The sequence below is a fragment of the Bacillus spizizenii TU-B-10 genome, from assembly GCF_000227465.1.
Classification (GTDB): domain Bacteria; phylum Bacillota; class Bacilli; order Bacillales; family Bacillaceae; genus Bacillus; species Bacillus spizizenii.
In genome coordinates, this window is record NC_016047.1 from 1,464,448 (window position 1) to 1,488,416 (window position 23,969).

At 46.6% G+C, this 23,969-nt stretch carries 25 protein-coding genes and 1 riboswitch; of the genes, 21 read left to right on the top strand and 4 right to left on the bottom strand.

Going from position 1 to position 23,969, the window contains the following annotated elements:
* Window positions 1–151: 151 nt before the first annotated feature.
* The gene (gene htrA, locus GYO_RS29330; RefSeq protein WP_041520926.1) at window positions 152–1,510 is read right to left on the bottom strand and encodes a serine protease HtrA; all 1,359 of its coding nucleotides are present in this window, start codon (window positions 1,508–1,510) and stop codon (window positions 152–154) included.
* A 171-nt stretch (window positions 1,511–1,681) separates the two neighbouring features.
* On the opposite strand from htrA, the gene proG reads away from it, so the two are divergent.
* From proG to GYO_RS29385, 10 genes are all read left to right on the top strand, one after another.
* Window positions 1,682–2,500, top strand: coding sequence for a pyrroline-5-carboxylate reductase ProG (gene proG / locus GYO_RS29335; protein WP_014113509.1), 819 nt, complete (start codon window positions 1,682–1,684; stop codon window positions 2,498–2,500).
* Window positions 2,501–2,879: 379 nt separating this feature from the next.
* Window positions 2,880–3,704 (top strand): D-aminopeptidase DppA, encoded by an 825-nt coding sequence (gene dppA, locus GYO_RS29345; protein ID WP_014113510.1) that lies wholly within the window; start codon window positions 2,880–2,882, stop codon window positions 3,702–3,704.
* 15 nt (window positions 3,705–3,719) lie between these two features.
* On the top strand, window positions 3,720–4,646 hold the full coding sequence (gene dppB, locus GYO_RS29350; protein WP_014113511.1) for a dipeptide ABC transporter permease DppB: 927 nt from the start codon (window positions 3,720–3,722) through the stop codon (window positions 4,644–4,646).
* Window positions 4,647–4,651: 5 nt separating this feature from the next.
* Entirely contained in the window at window positions 4,652–5,614 is a 963-nt protein-coding gene (gene dppC, locus GYO_RS29355) for a dipeptide ABC transporter permease DppC (protein ID WP_014113512.1), read from the top strand.
* Between the two features lie 4 nt (window positions 5,615–5,618).
* On the top strand, window positions 5,619–6,626 hold the full coding sequence (gene dppD / locus GYO_RS29360; protein ID WP_014113513.1) for a dipeptide ABC transporter ATP-binding subunit DppD: 1,008 nt from the start codon (window positions 5,619–5,621) through the stop codon (window positions 6,624–6,626).
* Between the two features lie 2 nt (window positions 6,627–6,628).
* Window positions 6,629–8,278 carry a dipeptide ABC transporter substrate-binding protein DppE gene (gene dppE / locus GYO_RS29365; protein WP_080010126.1) on the top strand — a complete coding sequence of 550 codons (1,650 nt, stop codon included), beginning with the start codon at window positions 6,629–6,631 and terminating at the stop codon, window positions 8,276–8,278.
* A gap of 87 nt (window positions 8,279–8,365) precedes the next feature.
* Window positions 8,366–9,325, top strand: a complete 960-nt coding sequence (locus GYO_RS29370; RefSeq protein WP_014113515.1) for a S66 peptidase family protein — start codon at window positions 8,366–8,368, stop codon at window positions 9,323–9,325.
* Entirely contained in the window at window positions 9,322–10,422 is a 1,101-nt protein-coding gene (gene ykfB, locus GYO_RS29375; protein WP_014113516.1) for an L-Ala-D/L-Glu epimerase, read from the top strand. Before GYO_RS29370 ends, ykfB begins: the two co-directional genes overlap by 4 nt.
* Window positions 10,419–11,309, top strand: coding sequence for a gamma-D-glutamyl-L-lysine dipeptidyl-peptidase (gene eepC, locus GYO_RS29380; RefSeq protein ID WP_014113517.1), 891 nt, complete (start codon window positions 10,419–10,421; stop codon window positions 11,307–11,309). Before ykfB ends, eepC begins: the two co-directional genes overlap by 4 nt.
* Before the next feature lie 12 nt (window positions 11,310–11,321).
* Window positions 11,322–12,311, top strand: coding sequence for an ABC transporter ATP-binding protein (locus GYO_RS29385; protein ID WP_014113518.1), 990 nt, complete (start codon window positions 11,322–11,324; stop codon window positions 12,309–12,311).
* Window positions 12,312–12,349: 38 nt separating this feature from the next.
* Here GYO_RS29385 and pgl read toward each other — a convergent pair whose 3' ends face one another.
* Window positions 12,350–13,396, bottom strand: coding sequence for a 6-phosphogluconolactonase (gene pgl / locus GYO_RS29390; RefSeq protein ID WP_014113519.1), 1,047 nt, complete (start codon window positions 13,394–13,396; stop codon window positions 12,350–12,352).
* Between the two features lie 87 nt (window positions 13,397–13,483).
* Window positions 13,484–14,344 (bottom strand): dimethylarginine dimethylaminohydrolase family protein, encoded by an 861-nt coding sequence (locus GYO_RS29395; protein ID WP_014113520.1) that lies wholly within the window; start codon window positions 14,342–14,344, stop codon window positions 13,484–13,486.
* Between the two features lie 188 nt (window positions 14,345–14,532).
* Between GYO_RS29395 and GYO_RS29400 the strand changes: the two genes are divergently transcribed.
* Both GYO_RS29400 and hmpA read left to right on the top strand, forming a co-directional pair.
* Entirely contained in the window at window positions 14,533–15,051 is a 519-nt protein-coding gene (locus tag GYO_RS29400; protein ID WP_041520929.1) for an acyl-CoA thioesterase, read from the top strand.
* 246 nt (window positions 15,052–15,297) lie between these two features.
* Window positions 15,298–16,497, top strand: coding sequence for an NO-inducible flavohemoprotein (hmpA, locus tag GYO_RS29405; protein ID WP_014113522.1), 1,200 nt, complete (start codon window positions 15,298–15,300; stop codon window positions 16,495–16,497).
* 76 nt (window positions 16,498–16,573) lie between these two features.
* Here the strand turns inward: hmpA and GYO_RS29410 are convergent, their stop codons facing one another.
* Complete coding sequence (locus GYO_RS29410) at window positions 16,574–16,804, bottom strand: hypothetical protein (RefSeq protein ID WP_014113523.1); 231 nt, start codon at window positions 16,802–16,804, stop codon at window positions 16,574–16,576.
* A 153-nt stretch (window positions 16,805–16,957) separates the two neighbouring features.
* Here GYO_RS29410 and GYO_RS29415 point away from each other — a divergent pair, with 153 nt between their 5' ends.
* The 9 genes from GYO_RS29415 to GYO_RS29455 all read left to right on the top strand — a co-directional run bounded on the left by GYO_RS29415 (window position 16,958) and on the right by GYO_RS29455 (window position 23,937).
* Window positions 16,958–17,689: a DUF421 domain-containing protein gene (locus GYO_RS29415; protein ID WP_014113524.1), complete on the top strand. Its 732-nt coding sequence runs from the start codon at window positions 16,958–16,960 to the stop codon at window positions 17,687–17,689.
* A 92-nt stretch (window positions 17,690–17,781) separates the two neighbouring features.
* Window positions 17,782–18,309 (top strand): DinB family protein, encoded by a 528-nt coding sequence (locus tag GYO_RS29420; RefSeq protein ID WP_014113525.1) that lies wholly within the window; start codon window positions 17,782–17,784, stop codon window positions 18,307–18,309.
* Entirely contained in the window at window positions 18,299–18,814 is a 516-nt protein-coding gene (locus tag GYO_RS29425) for a GNAT family N-acetyltransferase (RefSeq protein ID WP_014113526.1), read from the top strand. Before GYO_RS29420 ends, GYO_RS29425 begins: the two co-directional genes overlap by 11 nt.
* 32 nt (window positions 18,815–18,846) lie before the next feature.
* Window positions 18,847–18,958, top strand: a riboswitch (guanidine-I (ykkC/yxkD leader).
* A gap of 77 nt (window positions 18,959–19,035) precedes the next feature.
* On the top strand, window positions 19,036–19,374 hold the full coding sequence (gene ykkC, locus GYO_RS29430; RefSeq protein WP_014113527.1) for a multidrug efflux SMR transporter subunit YkkC: 339 nt from the start codon (window positions 19,036–19,038) through the stop codon (window positions 19,372–19,374).
* Window positions 19,374–19,691 (top strand): multidrug efflux SMR transporter subunit YkkD, encoded by a 318-nt coding sequence (ykkD, locus tag GYO_RS29435; protein ID WP_003218500.1) that lies wholly within the window; start codon window positions 19,374–19,376, stop codon window positions 19,689–19,691. Before ykkC ends, ykkD begins: the two co-directional genes overlap by 1 nt.
* A gap of 70 nt (window positions 19,692–19,761) precedes the next feature.
* Window positions 19,762–20,664, top strand: coding sequence for a formyltetrahydrofolate deformylase (gene purU / locus GYO_RS29440; RefSeq protein WP_014113528.1), 903 nt, complete (start codon window positions 19,762–19,764; stop codon window positions 20,662–20,664).
* A 362-nt stretch (window positions 20,665–21,026) separates the two neighbouring features.
* The gene (gene proB, locus GYO_RS29445; protein WP_014113529.1) at window positions 21,027–22,124 is read left to right on the top strand and encodes a glutamate 5-kinase; all 1,098 of its coding nucleotides are present in this window, start codon (window positions 21,027–21,029) and stop codon (window positions 22,122–22,124) included.
* Between the two features lie 11 nt (window positions 22,125–22,135).
* On the top strand, window positions 22,136–23,383 hold the full coding sequence (gene proA / locus GYO_RS29450) for a glutamate-5-semialdehyde dehydrogenase (RefSeq protein WP_014113530.1): 1,248 nt from the start codon (window positions 22,136–22,138) through the stop codon (window positions 23,381–23,383).
* 128 nt (window positions 23,384–23,511) lie between these two features.
* On the top strand, window positions 23,512–23,937 hold the full coding sequence (locus tag GYO_RS29455; RefSeq protein ID WP_014113531.1) for an organic hydroperoxide resistance protein: 426 nt from the start codon (window positions 23,512–23,514) through the stop codon (window positions 23,935–23,937).
* Window positions 23,938–23,969 lie beyond the last annotated feature (32 nt).

Here is a 23,969-nt window from a genome sequence, read left to right on the forward strand (position 1 = left end):
CCTCCTTGCAAACGATGTCTCAAGCATCGGATGAGAATGATGTCAGTCTGTCATATATACGGATGCCTCGGAAGAAAGTTTCATAGAGCAGTTAGGTCTCTAGTCTAATAAAAAAGCCTCAGACCGCTTTTGCGGCCTGAGGCGTTATGTCTTACGAAGTTGTTTCTTCTTTTTGGTCGAGTTTGATTTTTTTCGTCATTTCTTTGCCGTTTCTGAGAATTTTCACTTCAACAGTGTCACCGATGTTTGCGTCCTTATATAAGATATTGCGCAATTCACTGCCTGTATCGATTTCTTTGCCTTTCAGGCTGATGATAATATCCTCCGCTTTCAATCCAGCCTTTTCAGCAGGAGAGCCTGAAGCGACCTCACGGATGTATACGCCCTTATTTAGCTGATTGCCGAACAGGCCGAGTGTGCCTTCTTGGTAGTTTTGCGGCACTTGTTCTAAATCAAGCATGCTGACACCGATATACGGACGTTCAATTTGTCCTTTAGACAGCAATTCTTCTGCAATCGGTTTTACGTCATTGCTTGGAATTGCAAATCCGATGCCCTCTACATCATCTTCACTGATTTTCATACTGTTAATGCCGACAATTTTGCCGGAAGTATTTAACAATGGGCCGCCGCTGTTACCTGGGTTAATTGCCGCGTCAGTCTGTATCACATTAATGCTTGTTTGACCGGCTGATGTTGACATTGAAACCGTTCTGTCCACACCGCTTACAATTCCTTGTGTTACTGTGCGGGACAGGTCTTTTCCGAGCGGATCTCCAATCGCAATGACGGTCTCGCCTGTTCTGAGATCAGATGAATCACCGAAGCTTGCCACTTTTGTTACGTGGTCATCACTGATTTGGAGGACCGCTAAATCTGTTAAGGAGTCACTGCCTACCAGCTTTGCTGTCACCTCAGTGCCGTCATATAAAGAGACCTTCAGTGAAGATGCCCCTTCTACGACGTGGTTATTCGTAATAATATAAGCCTTGCCGTTCTCTTTTTTGAAAATGACACCAGATCCTGAACCGCTTTCTGTATCTTCGCTGGAACCAGATGAACTAGAGCCGAACAAAGAGCTGTTTGACTGAGCTTGAAGATTTGTAATACCGACAATCGCCGGTGAAATGTCTTCCACCATATCTGAGATTTTAGAAGAATCCTCGCTCTTAAATGCAGATGAGCTGCTTGTGCTTGACGTGCTTTTGCCAGATTCAGAGGACGTGCTTTTAGCTGTAACAGATTGTGTTTGCTGCTGGCTGGCTGATTGTTTTGCAGTGTCCTGAGAATCATGGTCGCCAAGCGGTGTAAACGTGTAAATGCCAAGGGCGAGACTGCCGCCGATCACTCCGCCAAGCAGCGGTCTGAACCATCCGAACCCACGTTTTTTCTTCTCCTGATCATGAATGACATTGCGGGCTGAGTAGGAGGTGCTCTGATCGTTCTCTTTCGCTAGAAAGACCTCACTCTCATTGCCTTCCGTTCTGTTTTCGTCACGATAGTTATCCATCATGTTCACTCCGTTTCTCTATTTTCACTAATTTCTTTTTGATTATGATAGGTTTATGACTTGAGTTTATCATAAACAAAAACTGTGGGATAAAAATGAAAAGATTATGGGAAATTGTGAAAAAGTGCGGAAAACGGTACACTTCATATTGTATATGAAAGGACTGAGTCGATGGAACAGATTGGATTGATTGGATATGGCAGCATGGCCGATATGATCGCCAGGCAGCTGTTGAAGCATGAACAAATCAAGGAGCATGAGCTCTTTATTGAAACAAGAACGAAGGGGGAGCGGCTGCAGGCGCTGATGTCAGATTATCCAAATGTATCGGCTGATTCGCTCGAGAACTGGGCGGCAACGTGCCGTTTGATTTTTATATGTGTCCCGCCGCTAAATATGATTGAAACGCTGCGCCGTCTGCACCCGTATGTGAACAGGAATACGCATATCGTTTCCATTGCTGCCGGTGTGCCGTTGCGTCTTTTGGAGGCTGAAACGGAAGCCGGTATATCACGTTTCATTCCTGCGATTACATCCGAAGCAGGAGCGGGCATCTCGCTTGTCGTTCACAGTGAAACACTGACAGCGGATAAAAAAGAACGCCTGAATGAACTGTTATCGGTTTTCAGCCGTGTACGAGAAATCAAAGAATCGAATTTGGATGCCGCCAGCAATTTGACGAGCTCGGCACCAGGGTTCATAGCTGCAGTCTTCGAAGAACTGGCTCTGTCTGCAGTCAGAAACAGCAGCCTGTCCAAAGAAGAAGCCTTTGATTTTCTGATTCATTCACTATACGGAACTGGCAAGCTGCTGATCGAAAAGAAGATGTCTTTCGAGGAAACGCTGGAACGTGTCGCAACGAAAGGCGGAATTACAGGTGAGGGAGCTGAAGTGATACACGCCTCTGTGCCGGACGTTTTTGATGAGGTGTTTGAAAGAACCTTGAAAAAATATAAGCTTCTTACAGAACAGGCGGAGAAACAGACATGAATCCTTTGAAAGAGGATTCTTCAGCGTGTCGACAAAGCCTCGCATTCTTTGTCAGATCTGTGCGTTGGTGTTCACATTCTCAAAGGAACGGCGATGTTCAGGCGTCCTGCCTGAACATCGCCGTCATCACATCCTGTGAAAGGCCTGCTCCAATGCTCGTCCTTCCTAGACTTCAAGGGTTTTCAATCACGCTGAAATGATGACAACATCCCAAAACGAAAACCGTTTTAGGATGTTGTCAACTATCTGTTGAATCCTTAAAAGAGGATTTTTTTTATCATTGAATCGTTGTGATTTCCTTCAGTTATATTGCATTTTTCCTCTTTTTTTAATATAATTTGTTAGAATATTCATAATTTAGTAAAAAAGGAGGAACGTTATGAAACTGTACATGTCAGTAGATATGGAAGGTATTTCGGGTCTTCCGGACGATACCTTTGTGGATTCCGGCAAGCGCAATTATGAACGCGGGCGGCTCATCATGACTGAAGAAGCAAACTACTGTATTGCCGAAGCGTTTAACAGCGGGTGTACCGAGGTGCTTGTCAATGACAGCCATTCGAAGATGAATAATCTGATGGTTGAAAGGCTTCACCCTGAAGCAGACTTGATATCCGGTGACGTCAAACCATTTTCAATGGTAGAGGGGCTGGATGATACGTTTACAGGCGCTTTGTTTCTCGGTTATCATGCGAGAGCTTCAACCCCCGGTGTGATGTCACACAGCATGATTTTCGGCGTCCGTCATTTTTACATAAACGATCGGCCTGTCGGTGAGCTCGGGTTAAATGCATACGTTGCCGGTTATTATGATGTCCCGGTCTTAATGGTAGCCGGAGATGACCGGGCGGCAAAGGAAGCGGAAGAGCTCATTCCGAATGTTACGACAGCCGCTGTCAAACAAACCATTTCAAGATCCGCAGTGAAGTGTTTGTCCCCTGCGAAAGCCGGCCGGCTGCTGACAGAAAAAACCGCATTTGCCCTGCAAAACAAGGACAAAGTCAAACCGCTCACACCGCCTGACAGACCGGTTCTGAGCATTGAGTTCGCCAATTACGGCCAAGCAGAATGGGCGAATCTGATGCCGGGAACTGAAATAAAGCCGGGAACCACAACCGTTCAATTTCAGGCGAAGGACATGCTTGAAGCCTATCAGGCGATGCTTGTCATGACTGAGCTTGCGATGCGGACATCATTCTGCTAAAGGGGTGTTGAGGCTTTGGCGCGATACATGATGAAGCGTTTTTGGGCAATGGTAGCTACGATTTTGGTGATTACCACCCTGACTTTTGTTCTCATGAAGGTCATTCCCGGATCTCCTTTTAACGAGGAGAGAGGTACAAATGAAGCCGTTCAAAAAAATCTCGAAGCCTACTATCACTTAGACGATCCTCTCATTTTCCAATACATCATCTACCTAAAATCCATCATTACATTCGATTTCGGACCTTCAATTAAAAAACCGTCAGACAGCGTAAATGATATGCTGGAACGCGGATTTCCCGTTTCCTTTGAGCTTGGAATGACAGCCATTGTCATAGCCGTGATCTCTGGGCTGGTGCTGGGCGTAATCGCTGCGCTCCGCCGCAATGGCTTTTTGGACTACGCCGCGATGAGTCTCGCGGTACTCGGCATCTCCATCCCGAATTTTATTCTGGCAACATTGCTCATTCAGCAATTTGCCGTCAATCTCAAACTATTTCCCGCTGCCACATGGACGAGCCCGGTCCATATGGTGCTTCCGACCGCAGCGCTTGCTGTAGGACCAATGGCGATCATTGCTAGGCTGACACGGTCAAGCATGGTCGAAGTCCTGACACAGGATTATATCCGCACTGCAAAGGCAAAAGGGCTTTCTCCGTTCAAAATTATCGTAAAACACGCACTCAGAAATGCACTCATGCCCGTCATTACCGTCCTGGGCACACTCGTCGCAAGTATTTTAACAGGAAGCTTTGTCATTGAAAAAATCTTTGCCATTCCGGGAATGGGAAAATATTTTGTTGAAAGTATTAATCAGCGGGACTATCCCGTGATTATGGGAACGACCGTTTTTTACAGCGTCATTCTGATCATCATGCTGTTTTTGGTCGATTTGGCCTACGGTCTGCTGGACCCGCGCATTAAACTGCATAAGAAAGGGTGAAGCGTGTGAATCTCCCTGTACAAACAAATGAACGCCAGCCAGAGCAGCACATTCAGGTGCCGGATGAGTGGTTTGTCTCGAATCAGGAAAAAACTCGAGAAGCCGATTCGGTCAAGCGGCCGAGTTTGTCATACACGCAGGATGCTTGGAGGAGGCTGAAGAAAAATAAATTAGCGATGGCGGGACTCTTTATTCTTTTATTTCTTTTTGTCATGGCAGTTATTGGGCCCTTTTTATCGCCCCATAGTGTCGCGCGCCAATCGCTGACCGAGCAAAATCTCCCGCCTTCAGCCGATCATTGGTTCGGCACCGATGAGCTCGGCCGGGATGTGTTTACCCGAACATGGTATGGAGCGAGGATTTCGTTATTTGTCGGAGTGATGGCAGCGCTGATTGATTTTGTGATCGGTGTCATTTACGGAGGCGTTGCCGGCTATAAAGGCGGCAGGACTGACAGCATCATGATGCGGATTATCGAAGTGCTGTATGGCTTGCCGTATCTCCTTGTTGTCATTTTGCTGATGGTGCTGATGGGGCCGGGACTGGGCACCATTATTGTGGCACTGACTGTGACCGGATGGGTCGGGATGGCGAGAATTGTAAGAGGACAGGTGCTTCAGATTAAAAATTATGAATACGTACTCGCATCGAAAACCTTTGGTGCGAAAACCTTTCGCATCATCCGGAAGAATCTGCTGCCGAATACAATGGGAGCGATCATCGTACAAATGACATTAACCGTACCTGCCGCTATATTCGCAGAATCTTTTTTAAGCTTTCTCGGCCTCGGCATACAGGCTCCGTTTGCAAGCTGGGGTGTGATGGCGAATGACGGCCTGCCTACGATTTTGTCCGGGCATTGGTGGCGCCTGTTTTTTCCGGCCTTTTTCATCTCCTTGACGATGTATGCGTTTAATGTGCTGGGGGACGGATTACAGGATGCGCTCGACCCTAAGCTGAGGAGGTAGCTGTATGGAAAAAGTTCTGTCAGTCAAAAATCTGCACGTTTCTTTTACGACTTACGGCGGGACGGTTCAGGCGGTCAGAGGGGTGAGCTTTGATTTGTATCAAGGTGAAACCTTTGCAATCGTCGGCGAATCCGGCTGCGGCAAAAGCGTTACCTCCCAAAGCATCATGGGCCTGCTTCCGCCCTATTCGGCGAAAGTGACGGACGGCAGCATCCTATTTAAAAACAAAGACCTTTGCCGTCTCTCTGACAAAGAAATGAGAAGCATAAGGGGAGCCGACATATCTATGATTTTTCAAGACCCGATGACAGCATTAAACCCGACGCTGACTGTCGGAGATCAGCTGGGGGAAGCGCTCCTGCGCCACAAAAAAATGAGCAAAAAGGCGGTACGGGAAGAGGTACTGTCCATGCTGTCATTGGTCGGCATTCCTGATCCCGAAGAGCGTCTCAAACAGTATCCCCATCAATTCAGCGGCGGCATGAGACAGCGGATTGTCATTGCGATGGCGCTGATTTGCGAGCCAGACATCTTAATCGCAGATGAACCGACCACTGCCCTTGACGTGACCATTCAAGCGCAGATTTTGGAGCTGTTTAAAGAGATTCAGAGAAAAACGAATGTGTCTGTCATTTTGATTACACACGATTTAGGGGTCGTTGCCCAGGTTGCTGACAGAGTTGCAGTTATGTATGCCGGTAAAATGGCGGAGATCGGCACGAGAAAAGATATTTTTTATCAGCCGCAGCACCCTTATACGAAAGGGCTGCTGAACTCTGTCCCGCGGTTGGATATGGAGGGCGCGGAGCTGATTCCGATTGACGGAACGCCGCCGGATTTATTTTCACCTCCGCCAGGCTGCCCGTTTGCCGCCCGCTGTCCGAACAGGATGATCGTATGTGACAGGATATACCCGGGCAAGACCATCAGATCTGACACGCACACCGTCAACTGCTGGCTGCAGGATCAACGGGCTGAACATGCAATGCTGTCCGGAGGTGCGAAGGATTGATCATGAAAAGGGGGAAGAGGATGAAACGAGTGAAAAAGCTATGGGGAATGGGCCTTGCATTAGGACTTTCGTTTGCACTGATGGGATGTACAGCGAACGAACAGGCCGGAAAGGAAAGCGGTAATGATAAGGCAAAAACAAGCGGGGAAAAGGTGCTGTATGTAAATAACGAAAATGAACCGACTTCGTTCGATCCACCGATCGGTTTTAATAATGTGTCGTGGCAGCCGTTAAATAACATCATGGAGGGGCTGACACGTCTTGGCAAAGAGAATGAGCCTGAACCGGCAATGGCGGAAAAGTGGTCTGTATCAAAAGATAAAAAAACCTACACATTTACGATTCGAGAAAATGCGAAATGGACAAACGGAGATCCGGTAACGGCCGGAGACTTTGAATACGCGTGGAAACGGATGCTTGATCCGAAAAAAGGCGCTTCATCTGCGTTTCTCGGCTATTTTATTGAAGGCGGCGAAGCGTATAACAGCGGGAAAGGGAAAAAAGACGGTGTGAAGGTGTCGGCAAAGGATGATCGAACCCTTGAAGTAACACTTGAAGCACCGCAAAAATATTTTCTCAGCGTCGTGTCCAATCCGGCGTATTTTCCAGTAAACGAAAAGGTCGATAAAGAAAATCCAAAGTGGTTTGCTGAGGCAGATACATTTGTCGGGAACGGTCCGTTTAAGCTGACGGAATGGAAGCATGATGACAGCATCACAATGGAGAAAAGCGACACGTATTGGGATAAAGATACCGTGAAGCTTGATAAGGTGAAATGGGCGATGGTCAGTGACAGAAATACAGATTATCAGATGTTTCAGTCTGGTGAACTGGATACCGCTTATGTCCCTGCTGAATTAAGCGATCAGCTGCTGGATCAGGACAATGTCAGTATTGTTGACCAGGCGGGCCTCTATTTCTACCGGTTTAATGTGAACATGGAGCCGTTCCAAAATGAAAACATCAGAAAAGCCTTTGCGATGGCTGTCGATCAGGAGGAAATTGTAAAGTACGTCACGAAAAATAACGAAAAACCGGCACACGCCTTTGTATCGCCTGGATTTACGCAGCCTGACGGCAAGGATTTCCGTGAAGCGGGCGGAGACCTGGTCACACCAAATGAAAGCAAAGCGAAGCAGCTGCTGGAAAAAGGCATGAAGGAAGAAAACTATGATAAGCTTCCTGCGATTACTCTTACTTACAGCACAAAGCCGGAGCATAAAAAGATTGCTGAGGCGATCCAGCAAAAATTAAAAAATACCCTTGGAGTCGATGTGAAGCTGGCCAATATGGAATGGAACGTATTTTTAGAGGATCAAAAAGCGCTGAAATTCCAATTCTCTCAAAGCTCATTTTTGCCTGACTACGCGGACCCTATCAGTTTTCTGGAAGCCTTCCAAACAGGAAATTCGATGAACCGCACAGGCTGGGCCAATAAAGAATACGATCAGCTGATCAAGCGGGCGAAACATGAAGCCGATGAAAAAACGCGTTTCTCCCTAATGCATCAAGCGGAAAAGCTGCTGGTCAATGAAGCGCCGATCATTCCGGTTTATTTCTACAACCAGGTCAACCTGCAAAACGAAAATGTAAAGGGAATCGTCCGGCATCCTGTCGGCTATATCGATTTAAAATGGGCGGATAAAAACTGACGCCGGCGATTGGGAAAATACTGCTTCTTTATGCGAAGGAGCGGTATTTTTTCTCTTTCTTGCACGTATACGTAGGGTGCAGAGCAAATGAAAGGAGTGATTCAGTTGAATCACAAGCCGCAAGCGCTGAAAAAGGGTGACACAGTCGGAGTGATCGCGCCTGCAAGCCCGCCGGATCCAAAGCAGCTTGACACCGCGCTTTTATTTATAAAAGAGCTCGGACTTCAGGTGAAATTGGGCAAGGCACTGAAAAACCAGCACGGCTATTTAGCGGGACAGGATGATGAGCGGCTGGCTGATCTCCATGAGATGTTCAGAGACGAGGAGGTAAAAGCAGTGCTGTGCGCATGCGGGGGTTTTGGGACAGGACGTATCGCCGCCGGCATTGATTTCAGCTTAATCCGCAAACATCCTAAAATCTTCTGGGGATACAGCGATATTACGTTTTTACATACTGCCATTCATCAAAACACAGGTCTTGTCACCTTCCATGGCCCGATGCTCAGTTCAGATATTGGTCTCGACGACGTTCACCCGCTGACAAAAGCGTCGTATGAGCAGCTCTTCCAAGAGAGGGAATTCACCTATACAGAAGACCTTTCTCCGCTGACCGTGCTTGTTCCTGGAAAAGCGGAAGGCGAGCTTGTCGGAGGAAATCTCTCTTTACTGACGTCTACGCTGGGCACGCCGTTTGAAATTGATACGAGAGGGAAGCTTCTGTTTATTGAAGATATTGACGAGGAGCCATATCAAATCGACCGGATGCTGAATCAGCTGAAAATGGCGGGAAAGCTGACGGATGCAGCCGGAATTCTTGTTTGTGATTTTCACAACTGTGTCCCGGTGAAGAGGGAAAAATCTCTGTCGCTTGAGCAGGTGCTTGATGACTATATTGTATCCGCGGGCAAACCTGCTCTGAGAGGTTTTAAAATCGGCCACTGTTCACCGAGTTTCGCCGTTCCGATCGGTGCGCAAGCTGCTATGAATACAACACAAAAAACAGTCGTGATCGAGGCGGGCGTTTCAGAAGGGGCGCTGAAGACATGAAAATCACGCGAATAGAAACAAGCCGAATCGCCGTACCGCTGACAAAGCCGTTTAAAACTGCGCTTCGCACTGTGCATACGGCTGAATCGGTTATAGTAAGAATCACTTATGACAGCGGCGCAATCGGATGGGGAGAAGCGCCCCCGACGATAGTGATTACAGGAGACAGTATGGATAGCATTGAAAGTGCAATTCACAATGTCTTGAAGCCGGCACTGCTTGGAAAAAGCCTGTCCGGCTGTGAGGCCATTCTGCACGACATCCACCACCTCCTGACAGGAAATATGAGCGCTAAGGCGGCTGTGGAAATGGCGGTATACGACGGTTGGGCGCAGATGTGCGGACTGCCGCTTTATCAAATGCTTGGCGGATACCGAGAAACGCTGGAAACGGATTATACCGTCAGTGTCAACTCACCTGAAGAGATGGCAGCTGATGCCGAGAATTATCTCAACCAAGGCTTTCAAACGCTGAAAATAAAGGTCGGAAAAGATGAAATCGCAACAGATATCGCTCGTATCCAGGAAATCAAAAAACGTGTCGGATCAGCCGTGAAACTGCGTTTAGACGCCAATCAGGGGTGGACGCCGAAGGAAGCGGTAACTGCTATTCGTAAAATGGAGGATGCCGGTCTTGGGATTGAGCTTGTCGAGCAGCCTGTCCATAAAGATGACCTCGCTGGGCTTAAAAAGGTAACAGATGCGACAGACACGCCGATTATGGCCGATGAAAGTGTTTTTACGCCGCGGCAGGCGTTCGAAATTCTTCAAACCCGGAGCGCTGACTTGATCAATATTAAATTGATGAAAGCGGGCGGCATCAGCGGAGCAGAGAAAATCAATGCCATGGCTGAGGCGTGCGGAGTAGAGTGCATGGTCGGCAGCATGATTGAAACGAAGCTGGGCATTACGGCCGCGGCGCATTTTGCGGCAAGCAAAAGAAACATCACACGCTTTGATTTTGACGCGCCGCTGATGCTGAAAACAGATGTCATCAAAGGCGGCATAACATACAGCGGCAGCACGATTGCGATGCCTGACAGACCGGGTCTCGGAATCACCGGAGCTGCGCTTTTGAAAGGGGAAATAGAGCAATGATGCACACTGTCATATCAGCAGTGGCCAACATCTGGACAGCGCCTGATTCACCTCGGTCATCTGATCAAGCGATGCTTCGTCCGACCGTATTGATCAGAGACTGGCTGGAGCGCATGACGTATGATGAGCGGCTTGGATTATGTACAGACAATGTGATCCAAACTCAGGTTCTCTTTGGCGAAACAGTACTGGTGACAGCGGAACAGGGTGAATGGGTTTCTGTGATCGTGCCGAGCCAGCCATCCCGAAAAGATCCACGCGGATATCCGGGCTGGATGAAAAAGAACCAGCTGAAAAAAACAAGTCCCATCCATACACAAAAAGATGTCATGATCAGCAAACCTGCTGCCTTTTTGTACAAAAGCAATGGAGAAAAGGAGATCGAACTGAGCTTTTTGACGGTTCTTCCCCTCATTGCAGAAGAAAACGGATATTTTAAGGTTTCGACCGTTTTTGGGGAAAGGTTTGTGAAGCAAACTGATGCAGTGCCTGTCCGCGAACAGAAAGGGACTGCTGAAGACATCATTCAAACGGGGGCGTTTTTTCTCGGGCTTTCCTACCTGTGGGGAGGGATCAGCGGGTTTGGGTTTGATTGCTCCGGGTTTATGTACAGTATATTTAAGGCCAATGGATACAGCATCCCCCGTGATGCAGGAGATCAGGCAAAGGCGGGGGAAGAAATCCCGCTTGATGATATGAAAGCCGGTGACCTGCTGTTTTTTGCTTACGAGGAAGGAAAAGGAGCGATTCATCACGTCGGTCTGTCCGTCGGCGATGGGAAAATGATTCATTCTCCAAAGACGGGAAAATCAATCGAAATTCTTACATTAAAAGAGACAATCTATGAAAAAGAACGATGTGCGGTGCGCCGCTGTTTTTCAGAATAAGGAGGGAGACAAATGACGCCACTGCCTTTGTTAGAGGTCAGCCAGCTGAAAATGCATTTTGACGCAGGAAAAAAGCGGACAGTTAAAGCCGTCGATGGGGTCACCTTTCAGATTCATGAAGGAGAAACGTTTGGGCTAGTCGGTGAATCAGGGTGCGGGAAATCAACCTTGGGGAGAGTGCTGATGCGCCTTTATCAGCCAACAGAAGGAAGTGTGAAATACCGCGGCAACAACCTCCACTCACTGAGTGAGAAAGAGCAGTTTGCTTTTAACCGCAAGCTGCAGATGATTTTTCAGGACCCTTATGCTTCGCTTAACCCGCGTATGACCGTTCGAGAAATCATTTTGGAGCCGATGGAAATCCACAACCTTTACAATACCCACAAAGCGCGGCTTCTCGTCGTGGACGAGCTGCTTGAGGCAGTAGGGCTTCACCCTGATTTTGGCAGCCGTTATCCTCATGAATTCAGCGGCGGGCAGAGACAAAGAATCGGGATTGCCAGAGCGCTGTCGCTGAATCCTGAATTTATCGTGGCAGACGAACCGATTTCTGCACTTGATGTCTCGGTTCAAGCGCAGGTGGTCAACCTGCTGAAGCGGCTTCAAAAAGAGAAAGGGCTCACGTTTTTATTTATTGCCCATGATCTTTCAATGGTGAAGCATATCAGTGACAGGATCGGTGTGATGTACTTAGGGCACATGATGGAAATTACAGAGAGTGGCACCTTATATCGCGAACCGCTACATCCCTATACAAAGGCGCTTTTATCCTCGATTCCGATTCCAGACCCTGAATTGGAGGACAAGCGTGAGCGCATCCTCTTAAAAGGAGAGCTGCCGAGCCCAGTCAATCCGCCGAGCGGCTGCGTGTTTCGGACCCGCTGTCCGGAGGCGATGCCTGAATGCAGCGAATCCCGTCCTCAGCTTCAGGAAATTGAAGCCGGCCGATTTGTCGCCTGCCATTTGTATCGAAATGCTGAGACGACAGAAAAGGTGAGATAATCAAAAAAGACTGGCTCCGGAGCCAGTCTTTGCTTTTATCATTGATGTAAAAATTTCACACAAACCGGGTAAGGGACAGAGACAGTTGATGGAAGCACTGTCAATCGGCCGGTTTCTTTGTCTCTTTCAAACAGGACAAGGTTGCCTGTTTCTTCATTTGAAGCAACAAGGAATGCTTCCGTTGGATCAAATACAAAGTCCCGAGGCCAGTTTCCTTCTGTCGAAACTCTTTCCACAAAAGCCAGCTCGCCTGAATATTGATTCACTTCAAATACAGCGATACTGTCATGGCCGCGGTTTGCGACGTAAACAAAACGGCCGTCCTGTGTGACATGAATTGCACTTCCCTGGCTGTTATCTGTAAAATCATCAGGGATGGCAGAGACGACTTGGATTTCTCTGAATTCGCCGGCTGTCGGATTGTATTCAAGCGCAACCACTTCATTGCTTAATTCTGTCATCACATAAGCGTATTTTTCTTTCGGGTGAAAAGCGATATGGCGAGGCCCTGCGCCGGGAGCGAAGGAATGGCTTCCGGATTCAGCCAATACGCCGTCTTTCAGCTTATAGGTGTACAGCTTATCGGTCCCTAAGTCAACCGCTACGACATAGTTATGTTCAGGTGTGAACCCTGCGTAGTGTGTATGCGGCTTTTCCTGTCTTTCGTGCGGTCCTTTTCCTGTGTGAGCGGCTTCTGCAGCAGGAGATTGCAAGCTTCCGTCTTCCTGAACCGGAAAAGCGTGTACCTTCCCGCTGTGATAATTGGCAGTTAGTACGAACTGATTTTGATCATCGACGCTTACATGGCATGGCGATGGCCCATCAATTAACTGATGATTCAGAAATGTCAATTCACCGCTGTTTTTATCGATTTGATAGGCAGCAACTCCGCCTTGGCCGTCTGCTTTTTCAATTGAATAAAGAATGGTGTTGTCTTTATTCGGTGTTACATATGTCGGGTTGCCCAGCTTAGCGGCAAGCTTTGGATCGCTAAGTGTTTTTTTCTCAGTATCAAGCTCAAATGAATAAATCCCTTCGCTTCCGCCTTTTGTATATGTTCCGACATATCCTATGTACTTTGTCATGCGATTTCCCCCTTAAAATGATGTCATCTCTATATTAACGTATCTTGATAAAATAAGCTGTTCAAAACATGAAAAAGGGGAATTTCTTCACTCGCCGCGAATCAGCGGCATCGTACAGCATCTGAAGGAGCCGCCTGATTTAATAATTTCTGACAGGTCAATTTCGATGATATGATAGCCTCTTTTCGTTAGCTGTTGATTGACATGGCGGTTGCAAGGGAGGCTGATGATCGTTTTTCTACCGATTGAAAGGACATTGGTGCCAAGCGTAAATTGTTCGTCCTCGGGCACTTCAATGAGATCGTAACGTTTTGCAAGCATATGAACTGCCCCTGGTTCAAGGGCTTTAGGATAAATTAACGCTTCGTTTTCAGATACGATGTTAAATACGCAGTCCAAATGCAAAAATTTTTCATGCAGCTGCACGGGAACGACTGTATATTCAGGTAGCGCCTCTTTTAGCTGGCCAATGGCTGACATGTCGGTGCGCTGGCTGATGCCGACGTAGACGATATCTTCATCGATAATGACGTCACCGCCTTCAATGCTTGTATCAAGCATACGGGTGTAAGAAATGCCTTGGCTGTGAAAAAAATCTTTTATGATGGCTTCTTCCCCTTGGCGAATCGGTTCAGTCATGCTTGAGAGGAAGGCTTTTTCTCCGATGACAAACCCTATGTCCCTGGTGAAGACCTGCTCGGGGAGCCCATCGCGCACGGGCAAAAGAATGACTTCAATGTTGTGTGATCTGAGTGCTTTAATTAAGCGGCTGTGCTGATCTGTGGCGGTTTTGACATGAATATTGTCATCTTCAAAATGTTTTTGGGTTTCGTTTATGACATCTTTTATGGTCATGTGCTCGGGTCTGCATAAAATGACTTTCTGAAGTGTGCCGTATTCCGTTCGGCATACCGTTTTGTGCTGATGTTTCGGGATGGATACGTCCATTGTTTGTCCTCCTGACCGTGTGAAGAATACATTTATTATTCCCTCATCATGAAAATCATTAAACGTTTTAGCAAGAAATCCTGACAGACACAGCATTTTAAATTTTAGACAAATGGCAGAGAATATTGTTTAATAGGAGAATATGAGTGCATTTAACTAAACGATCAGACATCAAAGGGGAGAAAGGTATGGAAACACCGGAAACAAAATTTTGTAAAGAGTCAAAGGTTGTAAAAACCAGCAGGGTGTTCCCGCTTGATACAAACAATCATAATACGCTGTTTGGCGGAAAATTAATGAGCTACATCGACGACATCGCTTCTATTTCCGCGGCGCGCCATTGCAGACGGGAAACAGTAACAGCTTCGATGGACTCTGTAGATTTTTTGAAGCCAATCGGGCAAAAGGATTCTGTCTGCCTGGAGTCATATGTGACATGGGTCGGCACATCTTCCATGGAGGTGTTTGTAAAAGTCATTAAGGAGCACCTGATGACTGGCGAAAGGGAGCTCGCTGCGACATCCTTTTTGACGTTTGTCGCATTAGATTCAAATGGCAAGCCGGTGCCTGTACCGAGAGTTGTACCGGAAACAGAGGAAGAAATTATGCTGCATAATACAGCGGTTCAGCGCGCTAATGAACGAAAGAACCGCAAAAAACACAGCCAAGCGCTTGCAAATGCGCTCGGAACTGAAAAGCCTTGGTAAACGTTAAACCCAAAACTTATGTTGTTTTGGGTTTTTTTGTGCTTTTCACTTTTCTGATGGTGATAATTACAATGGTTAGTCCGTTTTTGCTAGGGGATTTTATAAAAAGCAACAATTGTCACGTTAAATTGATAATTTTGTGACAACTTTATTAAAGATTCATTTTAAATATATCTTTTATTCGTGAGATCATGTATTTTAAAGATATATTTTAAATACATCTTTTTGGAAGGGATTGTTTATACGATGTTAGATAATAAAACAATCGAAATCATTAAAAGCACTGTACCCGTATTACAACAACATGGAGAAACCATTACTGGCCGTTTTTACGATTTGATGTTTCAAGATCATCCAGAGCTTTTGAACATTTTTAATCAAACAAACCAAAAAAAGAAAACACAGCGCGCTGCACTTGCAAATGCCGTTATCGCCGCTGCGGCAAATATTGACCAGCTTGGAAATATCATTCCAGTCGTCAAACAAATCGGCCACAAGCACCGCAGTATCGGAATTAAGGCTGAACATTACCCAATCGTTGGAAAATATTTGCTGATTGCGATTAAAGACGTTCTGGGAGACGCTGCGACACCTGACATTATGCAGGCATGGGAGAAAGCGTACGGAGTAATCGCTGACGCGTTCATCGGAATTGAAAAAGAAATGTATGAGCAGGCGGAGCAGCAAACTGGCGGCTGGAAGGAGTATAAGCCGTTCGTTATCGCGAAAAAAGAGCGGGAAAGCACAGAAATTACATCCTTCTATCTGAAGCCGGAAGACGGCAAGCCGTTACCTGATTTTCAAGCAGGGCAGTACATCAGCATTAAAGTGCAGATTCCTGATTCTGAATATATGCAAATCCGTCAATACAGCCTGTCAGATATGCCGGGAAAAGACTATTATCGCATTTCAGTGAAGAAAGACGGTGTCGTGTCTTCCTATTTACACGATGGACTGCATGAGGGAGATTCAATAGAGATCAGCGCACCGGCAGGGGACTTTGTTTTAGATGCTTCATCTCAAAAAGATCTCGTTCTGATCAGTGCCGGAGTTGGCATTACACCAATGATAAGCATGCTGAAAACGTCTGTTTCCAAGCAGCCTGAACGGCAGATTCTGTTCATTCATGCCGCGAAAAACAGTGAGTATCACGCATTGCGTCATGAGGTGGAAGAAGCGGGAAACCATTCTTCTGTCAAGACAGCATTTGTGTATCGCGAGCCGACAGAGGAAGACCGTGCAGGTGATCTTCAATTTCATGAAGGACAGATTGATCAGCAGTTCCTAAAAGAACTGATTGCCAATACAGATGCTGATTATTATATTTGCGGTTCACAGTCATTTATTACAGCAATGCATAAACTTGTGTCAGACCTTGGATCAGCGCCGGAGTCTATCCATTACGAGCTGTTCGGCCCGCAATTAAGTATGGCACAGTCCGTTTGATCACATAAATGAAACTCTTCTCTTTTCTGAGAAGAGTTTTTTATTGAGATAGAAGAAGGCGGACAAGCGCCTGCTTCTACATCCGGACAATCACTGACCCGCCTCCGCCGCTTGTGCATACACGGTTTTGCTGTTCTTGCATCGTTCTCAGCAATTCATTGTTTATCTCAATCGCTCTGATTAATTGCTCCATTTTCAGCTCTAAACCGGCTAGCCTGTCGAAAGACTGCTGTTGCTTATAGCCGGCGGGATGAGGAGCCGATGACAGATCATAGGGCCAATGGGTATTCGTTTTCTGATGTTTCATTTTGCGCCTCCAATCGATGTCATTTTCTATTATGTTATGTGCCGCCGATCTGCACGTTCGCCTATTTAGAACCGGATAAAAGGGAATAATGCATAGAGGGTCTGCCTCGGGGAACAATAGGCTCAAAATGACCAGCGGATGGAGGTAAGATCGGTGTTGTGGATGGTATGGGCATTTTTACTGAAGCCAATTATCGTATTTTCGATTGCGTATATTCTGTTTCGGCTTGCTGGTAAAAAAGCTGTGTCACAAATGAACAATTTTGATCTGCTTTTGACCTTCGCAATCGGAACCATTATCAGTGAGCCGATTCTTACATCCAGGCTGCCGATGTCGATTTATTACGCGGGCTCTTTTTTGGTGCTTTATCTTCTGATGAGCAAGCTCTCTCTTTCTAATAAATGGCGCTGGCTGCTGGTCGTAAGCCCGACTGTCCTAATCCGAAACGGGGATATTGATGAACGCGGACTGCGTAAAGAAAGGCTGACGGTTAATGAACTGCTCGGAAAACTAAGGGAAAAGGGCTATGCCGATCCGGCTGACATTGATCTTGCCATCATTGAAGAAACAGGAGAAGTAAGCGTCATTCCAAAAGAGGAAGCGAGAGCGGTGCAGGTGCGGGATTTGAATATGGAAGCTGAACGGAATTTTATCCCGATTCCTCTCATACTGGACGGCGAAATCCTTGATCATAATTTGAAATACCTCCAAAAAAACCGAACCTGGCTGTTTGAGAAGCTTGAGGAAAAAGGATACAGCCCAAAACGGCTCTCCTTGATCACGCTTGGCACGATGAATGCCCGCGGTGATATATCGCTTGATTTGAATACCTCAAACGAACCGCAGCATGATCCTTATTTATATAAACCGGGAAATAACAATTAAGATTGCTCTCTATTTTTAACGAGAGCTTTTTTCTTTTTTAAAGGGAATTTTTGTTTGGTGTCAAATGTACCTAGTTAGGAGGGGAACTGAACATGAAGGACTTATTCATTAGAAACGATATGGCACCAACGGTCAGTCTGTTGTATTCAGCAGTGGAAGAAAACAGTCTCCGTCTAGCTTCTATCGTAAGTCACATGACACACAATGAACTTTACTATAAGGGGCGCTGCCAAACAAAAAACAGCACAGCTCAGCTTTTGCACCATATCTCAAATGTTGATATCAGATGGGTCTGGCGTATCAAGGAAAACCGGCTACCAGATCATATTGAACAGGTATACGGCCCGATGACAGATGAAAGCGGACGGCTTCCTGAACCGGAGAATCAGCCCGGATTAGATGAACTCCTGAAAAGACATCAGCATGTGGTAAACGAGCTGAAATCGGTATGTTACACCTTAACTGAAAATGATTTGCATCAGCCGCTTTCTTACGATGGTGACACCGCGACCATACGGTGGGGCATTTGGCATATGGCGGATCATAACCGCTATCATCAAGCACACATTGAAGCCCTCAAAAAAGAATGGAAGCAGGATGTAGCGAAATATGAGCGCTAAAACGAAGCTGCTGACCGATCGAATTCGTTTGCGCTGTATGGAAGATCGGGATCAAGCCTCTTTGTTTGAGCTTTTTAACGATCCTGACGTCATGAAATATTATTCCGGTTTAAAAGATAAAAGGCAAACCCGCGAGTGGATCAATTGGAACAAAAGAAATGAAAAAGGGTACGGCGTCAGTCTGTGGATCGCCGAAGATAAGCGGACAGGGGACTTTTTGGGGCAATGCGGCATCGTTCCTCAGCAGGTCGAAAATCAAACAGTAATGGAAATCGGCTATATGTTTGCCTGCCGCCACTGGGGGAACGGCTATGCGCAAGAAGCGGCTCGGGCCTGCCTGGACTACGGCTTCAACGAGCGGCAGTTCGGCAAAATGGCGGCTTTGATTGACCCTAATAACAAAGCGTCCATACGGGTAGCAGAGAAAATTGGCATGCTTTATGATAGAACGATCAGAAAATGGAATAAACCAATCGCAGTATATGAAAGAAAATCTTACAATTGAAAGATAGAGCTGAGTTTAGTATCATGATGTCAGGTAAAGTTTTCTAGGGTTCCGCGTGTCAATGGACATGGACTGGTCCGAGAGAAAACACATACGCGTAAATAGAGGCGTGTATGCACACGGAGGGAAAAAAGCCCGGGAGAGTCAATCTCATGAGAGACGACTGTCCGGGGTTTTTTTGTTTTCGGAGAATCTTACTGGAAAGAAAGGAATGACTTGAAATGAAATGGGGATTAGTCGTGCTTGCCGCCGTTTTCGAGGTGGTTTGGGTGGTAGGCTTAAAGCATGCTGACTCAGCTTTAACATGGAGCGGCACTGCCGTTGGCATCATAGTCAGCTTTTATCTTTTAATGAAGGCGACAAACAGTCTTCCTGTCGGAACCGTGTATGCCGTTTTTACCGGACTCGGAACGGCAGGGACAGTGCTGAGTGAAATCATTCTGTTTCATGAGCCGATTGGATGGCCGAAGCTTTTGTTAATCGGCGTGCTCCTCATCGGTGTAATCGGATTGAAGCTTGTGACACAGGATGAGACAGAGGAAAAAGGAGGCGAGGCATAATGCTGCACTGGATCAGTTTATTGTGCGCGGGATGTTTGGAGATGGCCGGCGTGGCCCTTATGAATCAATATGCGAAAGAAAAAAGCGTGAAATGGGTGCTGTTGATCATTGTTGGTTTTGCCGCTTCATTTTCCTTGCTGTCGTATGCCATGGAAACCATTCCAATGGGCACGGCTTACGCTGTCTGGACAGGCATTGGCACCGCCGGCGGAGCGCTTGTTGGCATCCTCTTTTACAAGGAGCCGAAAGACGCCAAACGGATCTTTTTTATCGCTTTGATTTTATGTTCAGCGGTCGGTTTAAAAATTCTGTCATAAATTGATTTTTATCAAATCTTCAGTATAATGGATAAATAGTTTAGACTTACAAAGATAAGAGGGATTATTCATGAAATCATATATGACACAGCGGTTGAACGAATACCGTGACGGAAATGAGGATAAAGGGCGTCTTTTGGTCAGCTGTCCCGATCAGCCTGGTATCGTCTCTGCGGTTTCCGCGTTTTTATTTGAACACGGCGCTAATATTATAGAATCCAATCAATATACGACAGACCCTGAAGGCGGCCGATTCTTCCTAAGAATCGAATTCGACTGCGAGGGTATTCGTGAGAAAAAAGAAACACTGCAGGAGGCGTTTGCGTCTGTTGCGGAAAATTTCGACATGACATGGAGCTTAACATTGGCAAGCGAGCTGAAGCGTGTCGCCATTTTTGTCTCAAAGGAGCTTCACTGCCTGCATGAGCTGATTTGGGAATGGCAAACCGGCAACCTGATGGCGGAAATCGCTGTTGTCATCAGCAACCATGAGGAAGCGAGAGAACTGGTTGAACGGCTGAACATTCCATTCCACTATATGAAAGCGAACAAAGACATCAGAGCGGAAGTCGAAAAGAAGCAGCTTGAACTGCTTGAGCAATATGAGATTGATGTGATCGTGCTTGCACGCTATATGCAGATCTTAACCCCTGACTTTGTTTCGGCTCATCCGAATCGCATCATCAATATTCACCATTCGTTTCTGCCTGCTTTTATCGGTGCGAATCCGTACAAACGGGCTTACGAGCGTGGCGTGAAACTGATCGGAGCGACATCTCACTATGTCACAAACGATCTTGATGAAGGGCCGATCATTGAACAGGATATTGAGCGCGTGGACCACCGCGATAATACGGAAGCACTGAAAAACATCGGAAGAACAATTGAACGCAGTGTGCTTGCCCGTGCTGTAAAATGGCATTTGGAAGACCGCGTTATCGTTCACGAAAATAAAACAATCGTCTTTAACTAGACGGCAAGATGCCCGCTCCATGCGGGCTCTTTTTGGTGACAAAAAACCTTGACAAGTGTCCTTTTTCTTTGCATAATATAAAAAAATCATTGAGCGTTGAAGAGGATTAGTAAGCAGACCTTTCTGTGACAGAGAGCAAAATGAACCGCTGAAACATTTTGCCGCATGAAACCTGCCGAACCTGCCTTGGAGTCTTAGGGGGAAAACCTAGGCGCGTAACCTGGCGTTACAGGAAAGCGGAGCGTGCATAAGCGCGTTCAATCAAGGTGGTACCACGGAAACCCATTTCGTCCTTATGAATCAGGATGAAATGGGTTTTTTTTATTGTAAGTTGGCTGGCAAAAAGCCGCGGAGGAGAATAAATGAAAAAACAAAGAATAGTAGTGAAAATAGGAAGCAGTTCGCTCACAAATAGCAACGGAAGCATTGATGAGGCAAAAATCAGAGAGCATGTCCAAGCCATTTCCCTCTTGAAGAAAGCGGGACATGAAATGATTCTGATTACTTCGGGAGCCGTAGCGGCGGGGTTTTCCAGCCTCGGTTATCCGTCCCGCCCCGTTACCATTAAAGGAAAGCAGGCGGCGGCCGCGGTCGGACAAACACTGTTAATGCAGCAATATATGAATCAATTTAAACAATACTCATTGACTCCGGGGCAAATCCTTTTAACGAGAAATGATTTTTCGAAAAGAGAACGGTATCGAAACGCGTATGCAACGATAATGGAATTACTGGAGCGCGGCGTCATTCCGATTATCAATGAAAATGACTCTACATCTGTTGAAGAATTGACATTCGGGGATAATGACATGCTTTCTGCGTTAGTCAGCGGATTGATTCATGCGGACCAGCTCATGATTCTCACTGACATTAACGGACTGTATGATGCCAATCCGAATGAAAATACTGAGGCGAAACGATTTGATTATCTGCCGGAGATCACGCCTGAATTATTGGGATATGCGGGCTCAGCCGGATCAAAGGTCGGCACCGGCGGTATGAAATCAAAGCTATTAGCCGCTCAAACTGCGCTGTCTCTTGGAGTGAAAGTGTTCATTGGAACAGGCAGCGGAGAGAAAAAGCTGGCGGACATTTTGGAAGGCAGGGGAGACGGCACTTATATCGGAGACAAAGAACTATCCTCGGTTAACAACACGAGACAGTGGATTCAGTTCCACTCGCCGATAGCAGGAGAGATCCTCATTGATGCGGGTGCCGAGGAGGCGATGATCCATAACGGAAGCAGCCTGCTGCCGGCTGGCGTAGTGGGCGTAAATGGAAGCTTTCCGAAAGGGGCGGTCGTGGAAGTCAGGGGACCGGGCGGCGTGATCGGCAAAGGCCAAACTCATTACTCCTCCGAGGAGATTATGGAGGCCAAAGGCAAACGAAGTAATGAACTTGATTTTGAGAGAACGTTTGAGGTTATTCATAGGAATGACTGGGTCAATTTAAAAGACTAGGAGGCAGAAAAATGAGTGAAGTTTCTGTAAAAGCGAAGCTGGCGAAAGAAGCAGCAGCCGAAATGATCATGAAAACAACGGTCGAGAAGGATGAGGCGCTCAGTCTCATTGCAAACGGACTCCGCAACGAACTGGACTTTCTCTTGTCGGAGAATGCAAAAGACATTAAGAACGGAAAAGAAAATGGTTTAACACCGGATGTCATTGACCGTCTCACGCTGGATGAGAAACGCATTCGTGACATTGCGGACGCGGTAGAGCTCTTAATCGACTTGGCGGACCCGGTCGGCGAATCTCTTGAAACGATTGAAAAGGAAAACGGCCTGTTTATTGAAAAAATCCGTGTGCCGCTCGGTGTCGTTGGAATGATTTATGAGGCGAGGCCAAACGTCACAGTTGATGCGGCTACCCTCTGCCTGAAGACAGGGAATGCGGTTGTCCTGAGGGGGAGCTCCTCAGCCATTCACAGCAATAAAGCACTCGTCAATGTTATTCACAGAGCACTCGAGCAATCAGCGCTTCCGATCAACGCTGTGCAGCTGATTGAGGATACGAGCAGAGAGACAGCAAAAGAGCTCTTTACGTTAAATGATGGCTTAGACGTATTGATTCCGCGCGGTGGCAAGAAATTGATCGATCTCGTTGTCAGAGAATCAACAGTGCCTGTATTAGAAACCGGAGCAGGAAACTGCCACATTTTCATTGACGAAACGGCCAAACCGCAAATGGCAGAAAAGGTTGTCGTAAATGCCAAAACGCAGCGCCCTTCCGTATGCAACGCGATTGAATCACTCCTGATCCATAAAGCATGGGCGAAGCAACACGGGAAAGAATTGCTGGCTCAGCTAGAAAACGCAGGAGTTGACATTCGCGGTGATGAATTTGTATGTGAACTTCATCCTTCAAGCAAACAAGCGTCAGAAGAAGATTGGGAAACGGAATTTTTAGCGCCAGTCATTAGCGTAAAGACGGTTGAGAACGTCCAAGAAGCTGTGAAGCATATCCAACAATACGGCACCAATCATTCTGAAGCAATTTTAACTGAAGATGACAAGCACGCGGCTTATTTTCAAACGGCTGTCGATGCTGCCGCTGTCTATCATAATGCGTCAACCCGTTTCACCGATGGATTTGAATTCGGCTACGGAGCCGAAATCGGCATCAGCACGCAAAAGCTTCATGCAAGAGGGCCGATGGGACTTCCAGCACTGACTTCTACAAAATTCATTATTAAAGGAACAGGGCAAATCCGCGAATAGCGAGGCAATATTCGATGAAAAAGCTTATCTCTAACGGGATAAGCTTTTTTTGTGCGCAGAAAAATTGACACTGTAAATTAGATTGTGTACAATTTAATTGTATAAAATATATTTAGGGGGATACAAAAATGAGTCAGCCATTATTTACAGCCACTGTTTCAGCGGTAGGAGGAAGAGAAGGAAAGGTGATTTCATCAGACCGCGTTCTCGAGCTCGATGTCGCAATGCCGGGGACACCGAGAGCAAAGAAATTAGAAAAAGCGACAAATCCGGAGCAGCTGTTTGCAGCAGGTTACGCAGCTTGCTTTGACAGCGCACTTCAGCTTGTAGCAAGAACAGAACGAGTGAAAGTGGAGACAGAGGTTACAGCGCATGTCAGCCTGTTAAAGGATGAAGCAGATCAAGGCTACAAACTGGGTGTGACGCTGCAGGTGAAAGGAAAAGGAGTCAGTGCATCAGAATTACAGGCACTTGTGCAAAAAGCGCACGGCGTCTGCCCGTATTCAAAAGCAACCTCCGGAAATATCGATGTTACGCTTGAAGTAGCTGAATAATAGAAAAAAAGAGGATACCTCGTATAAGGTAT

Coding starts and splice junctions, on each gene's coding strand:
- htrA (WP_041520926.1), bottom strand. CDS start 1,510: ATGGATAACTATCGTGACGAAAACAGAACGGAAGGCAATGAGAGTGAG.
- proG (WP_014113509.1), top strand. CDS start 1,682: ATGGAACAGATTGGATTGATTGGATATGGCAGCATGGCCGATATGATC.
- dppA (WP_014113510.1), top strand. CDS start 2,880: ATGAAACTGTACATGTCAGTAGATATGGAAGGTATTTCGGGTCTTCCG.
- dppD (WP_014113513.1), top strand. CDS start 5,619: ATGGAAAAAGTTCTGTCAGTCAAAAATCTGCACGTTTCTTTTACGACT.
- dppE (WP_080010126.1), top strand. CDS start 6,629: ATGAAAAGGGGGAAGAGGATGAAACGAGTGAAAAAGCTATGGGGAATG.
- GYO_RS29370 (WP_014113515.1), top strand. CDS start 8,366: ATGAAAGGAGTGATTCAGTTGAATCACAAGCCGCAAGCGCTGAAAAAG.
- ykfB (WP_014113516.1), top strand. CDS start 9,322: ATGAAAATCACGCGAATAGAAACAAGCCGAATCGCCGTACCGCTGACA.
- eepC (WP_014113517.1), top strand. CDS start 10,419: ATGATGCACACTGTCATATCAGCAGTGGCCAACATCTGGACAGCGCCT.
- GYO_RS29385 (WP_014113518.1), top strand. CDS start 11,322: ATGACGCCACTGCCTTTGTTAGAGGTCAGCCAGCTGAAAATGCATTTT.
- pgl (WP_014113519.1), bottom strand. CDS start 13,396: ATGACAAAGTACATAGGATATGTCGGAACATATACAAAAGGCGGAAGC.
- GYO_RS29395 (WP_014113520.1), bottom strand. CDS start 14,344: ATGGACGTATCCATCCCGAAACATCAGCACAAAACGGTATGCCGAACG.
- GYO_RS29400 (WP_041520929.1), top strand. CDS start 14,533: ATGGAAACACCGGAAACAAAATTTTGTAAAGAGTCAAAGGTTGTAAAA.
- hmpA (WP_014113522.1), top strand. CDS start 15,298: ATGTTAGATAATAAAACAATCGAAATCATTAAAAGCACTGTACCCGTA.
- GYO_RS29410 (WP_014113523.1), bottom strand. CDS start 16,804: ATGAAACATCAGAAAACGAATACCCATTGGCCCTATGATCTGTCATCG.
- GYO_RS29420 (WP_014113525.1), top strand. CDS start 17,782: ATGAAGGACTTATTCATTAGAAACGATATGGCACCAACGGTCAGTCTG.
- GYO_RS29425 (WP_014113526.1), top strand. CDS start 18,299: ATGAGCGCTAAAACGAAGCTGCTGACCGATCGAATTCGTTTGCGCTGT.
- ykkC (WP_014113527.1), top strand. CDS start 19,036: ATGAAATGGGGATTAGTCGTGCTTGCCGCCGTTTTCGAGGTGGTTTGG.
- ykkD (WP_003218500.1), top strand. CDS start 19,374: ATGCTGCACTGGATCAGTTTATTGTGCGCGGGATGTTTGGAGATGGCC.
- purU (WP_014113528.1), top strand. CDS start 19,762: ATGAAATCATATATGACACAGCGGTTGAACGAATACCGTGACGGAAAT.
- proB (WP_014113529.1), top strand. CDS start 21,027: ATGAAAAAACAAAGAATAGTAGTGAAAATAGGAAGCAGTTCGCTCACA.
- proA (WP_014113530.1), top strand. CDS start 22,136: ATGAGTGAAGTTTCTGTAAAAGCGAAGCTGGCGAAAGAAGCAGCAGCC.
- GYO_RS29455 (WP_014113531.1), top strand. CDS start 23,512: ATGAGTCAGCCATTATTTACAGCCACTGTTTCAGCGGTAGGAGGAAGA.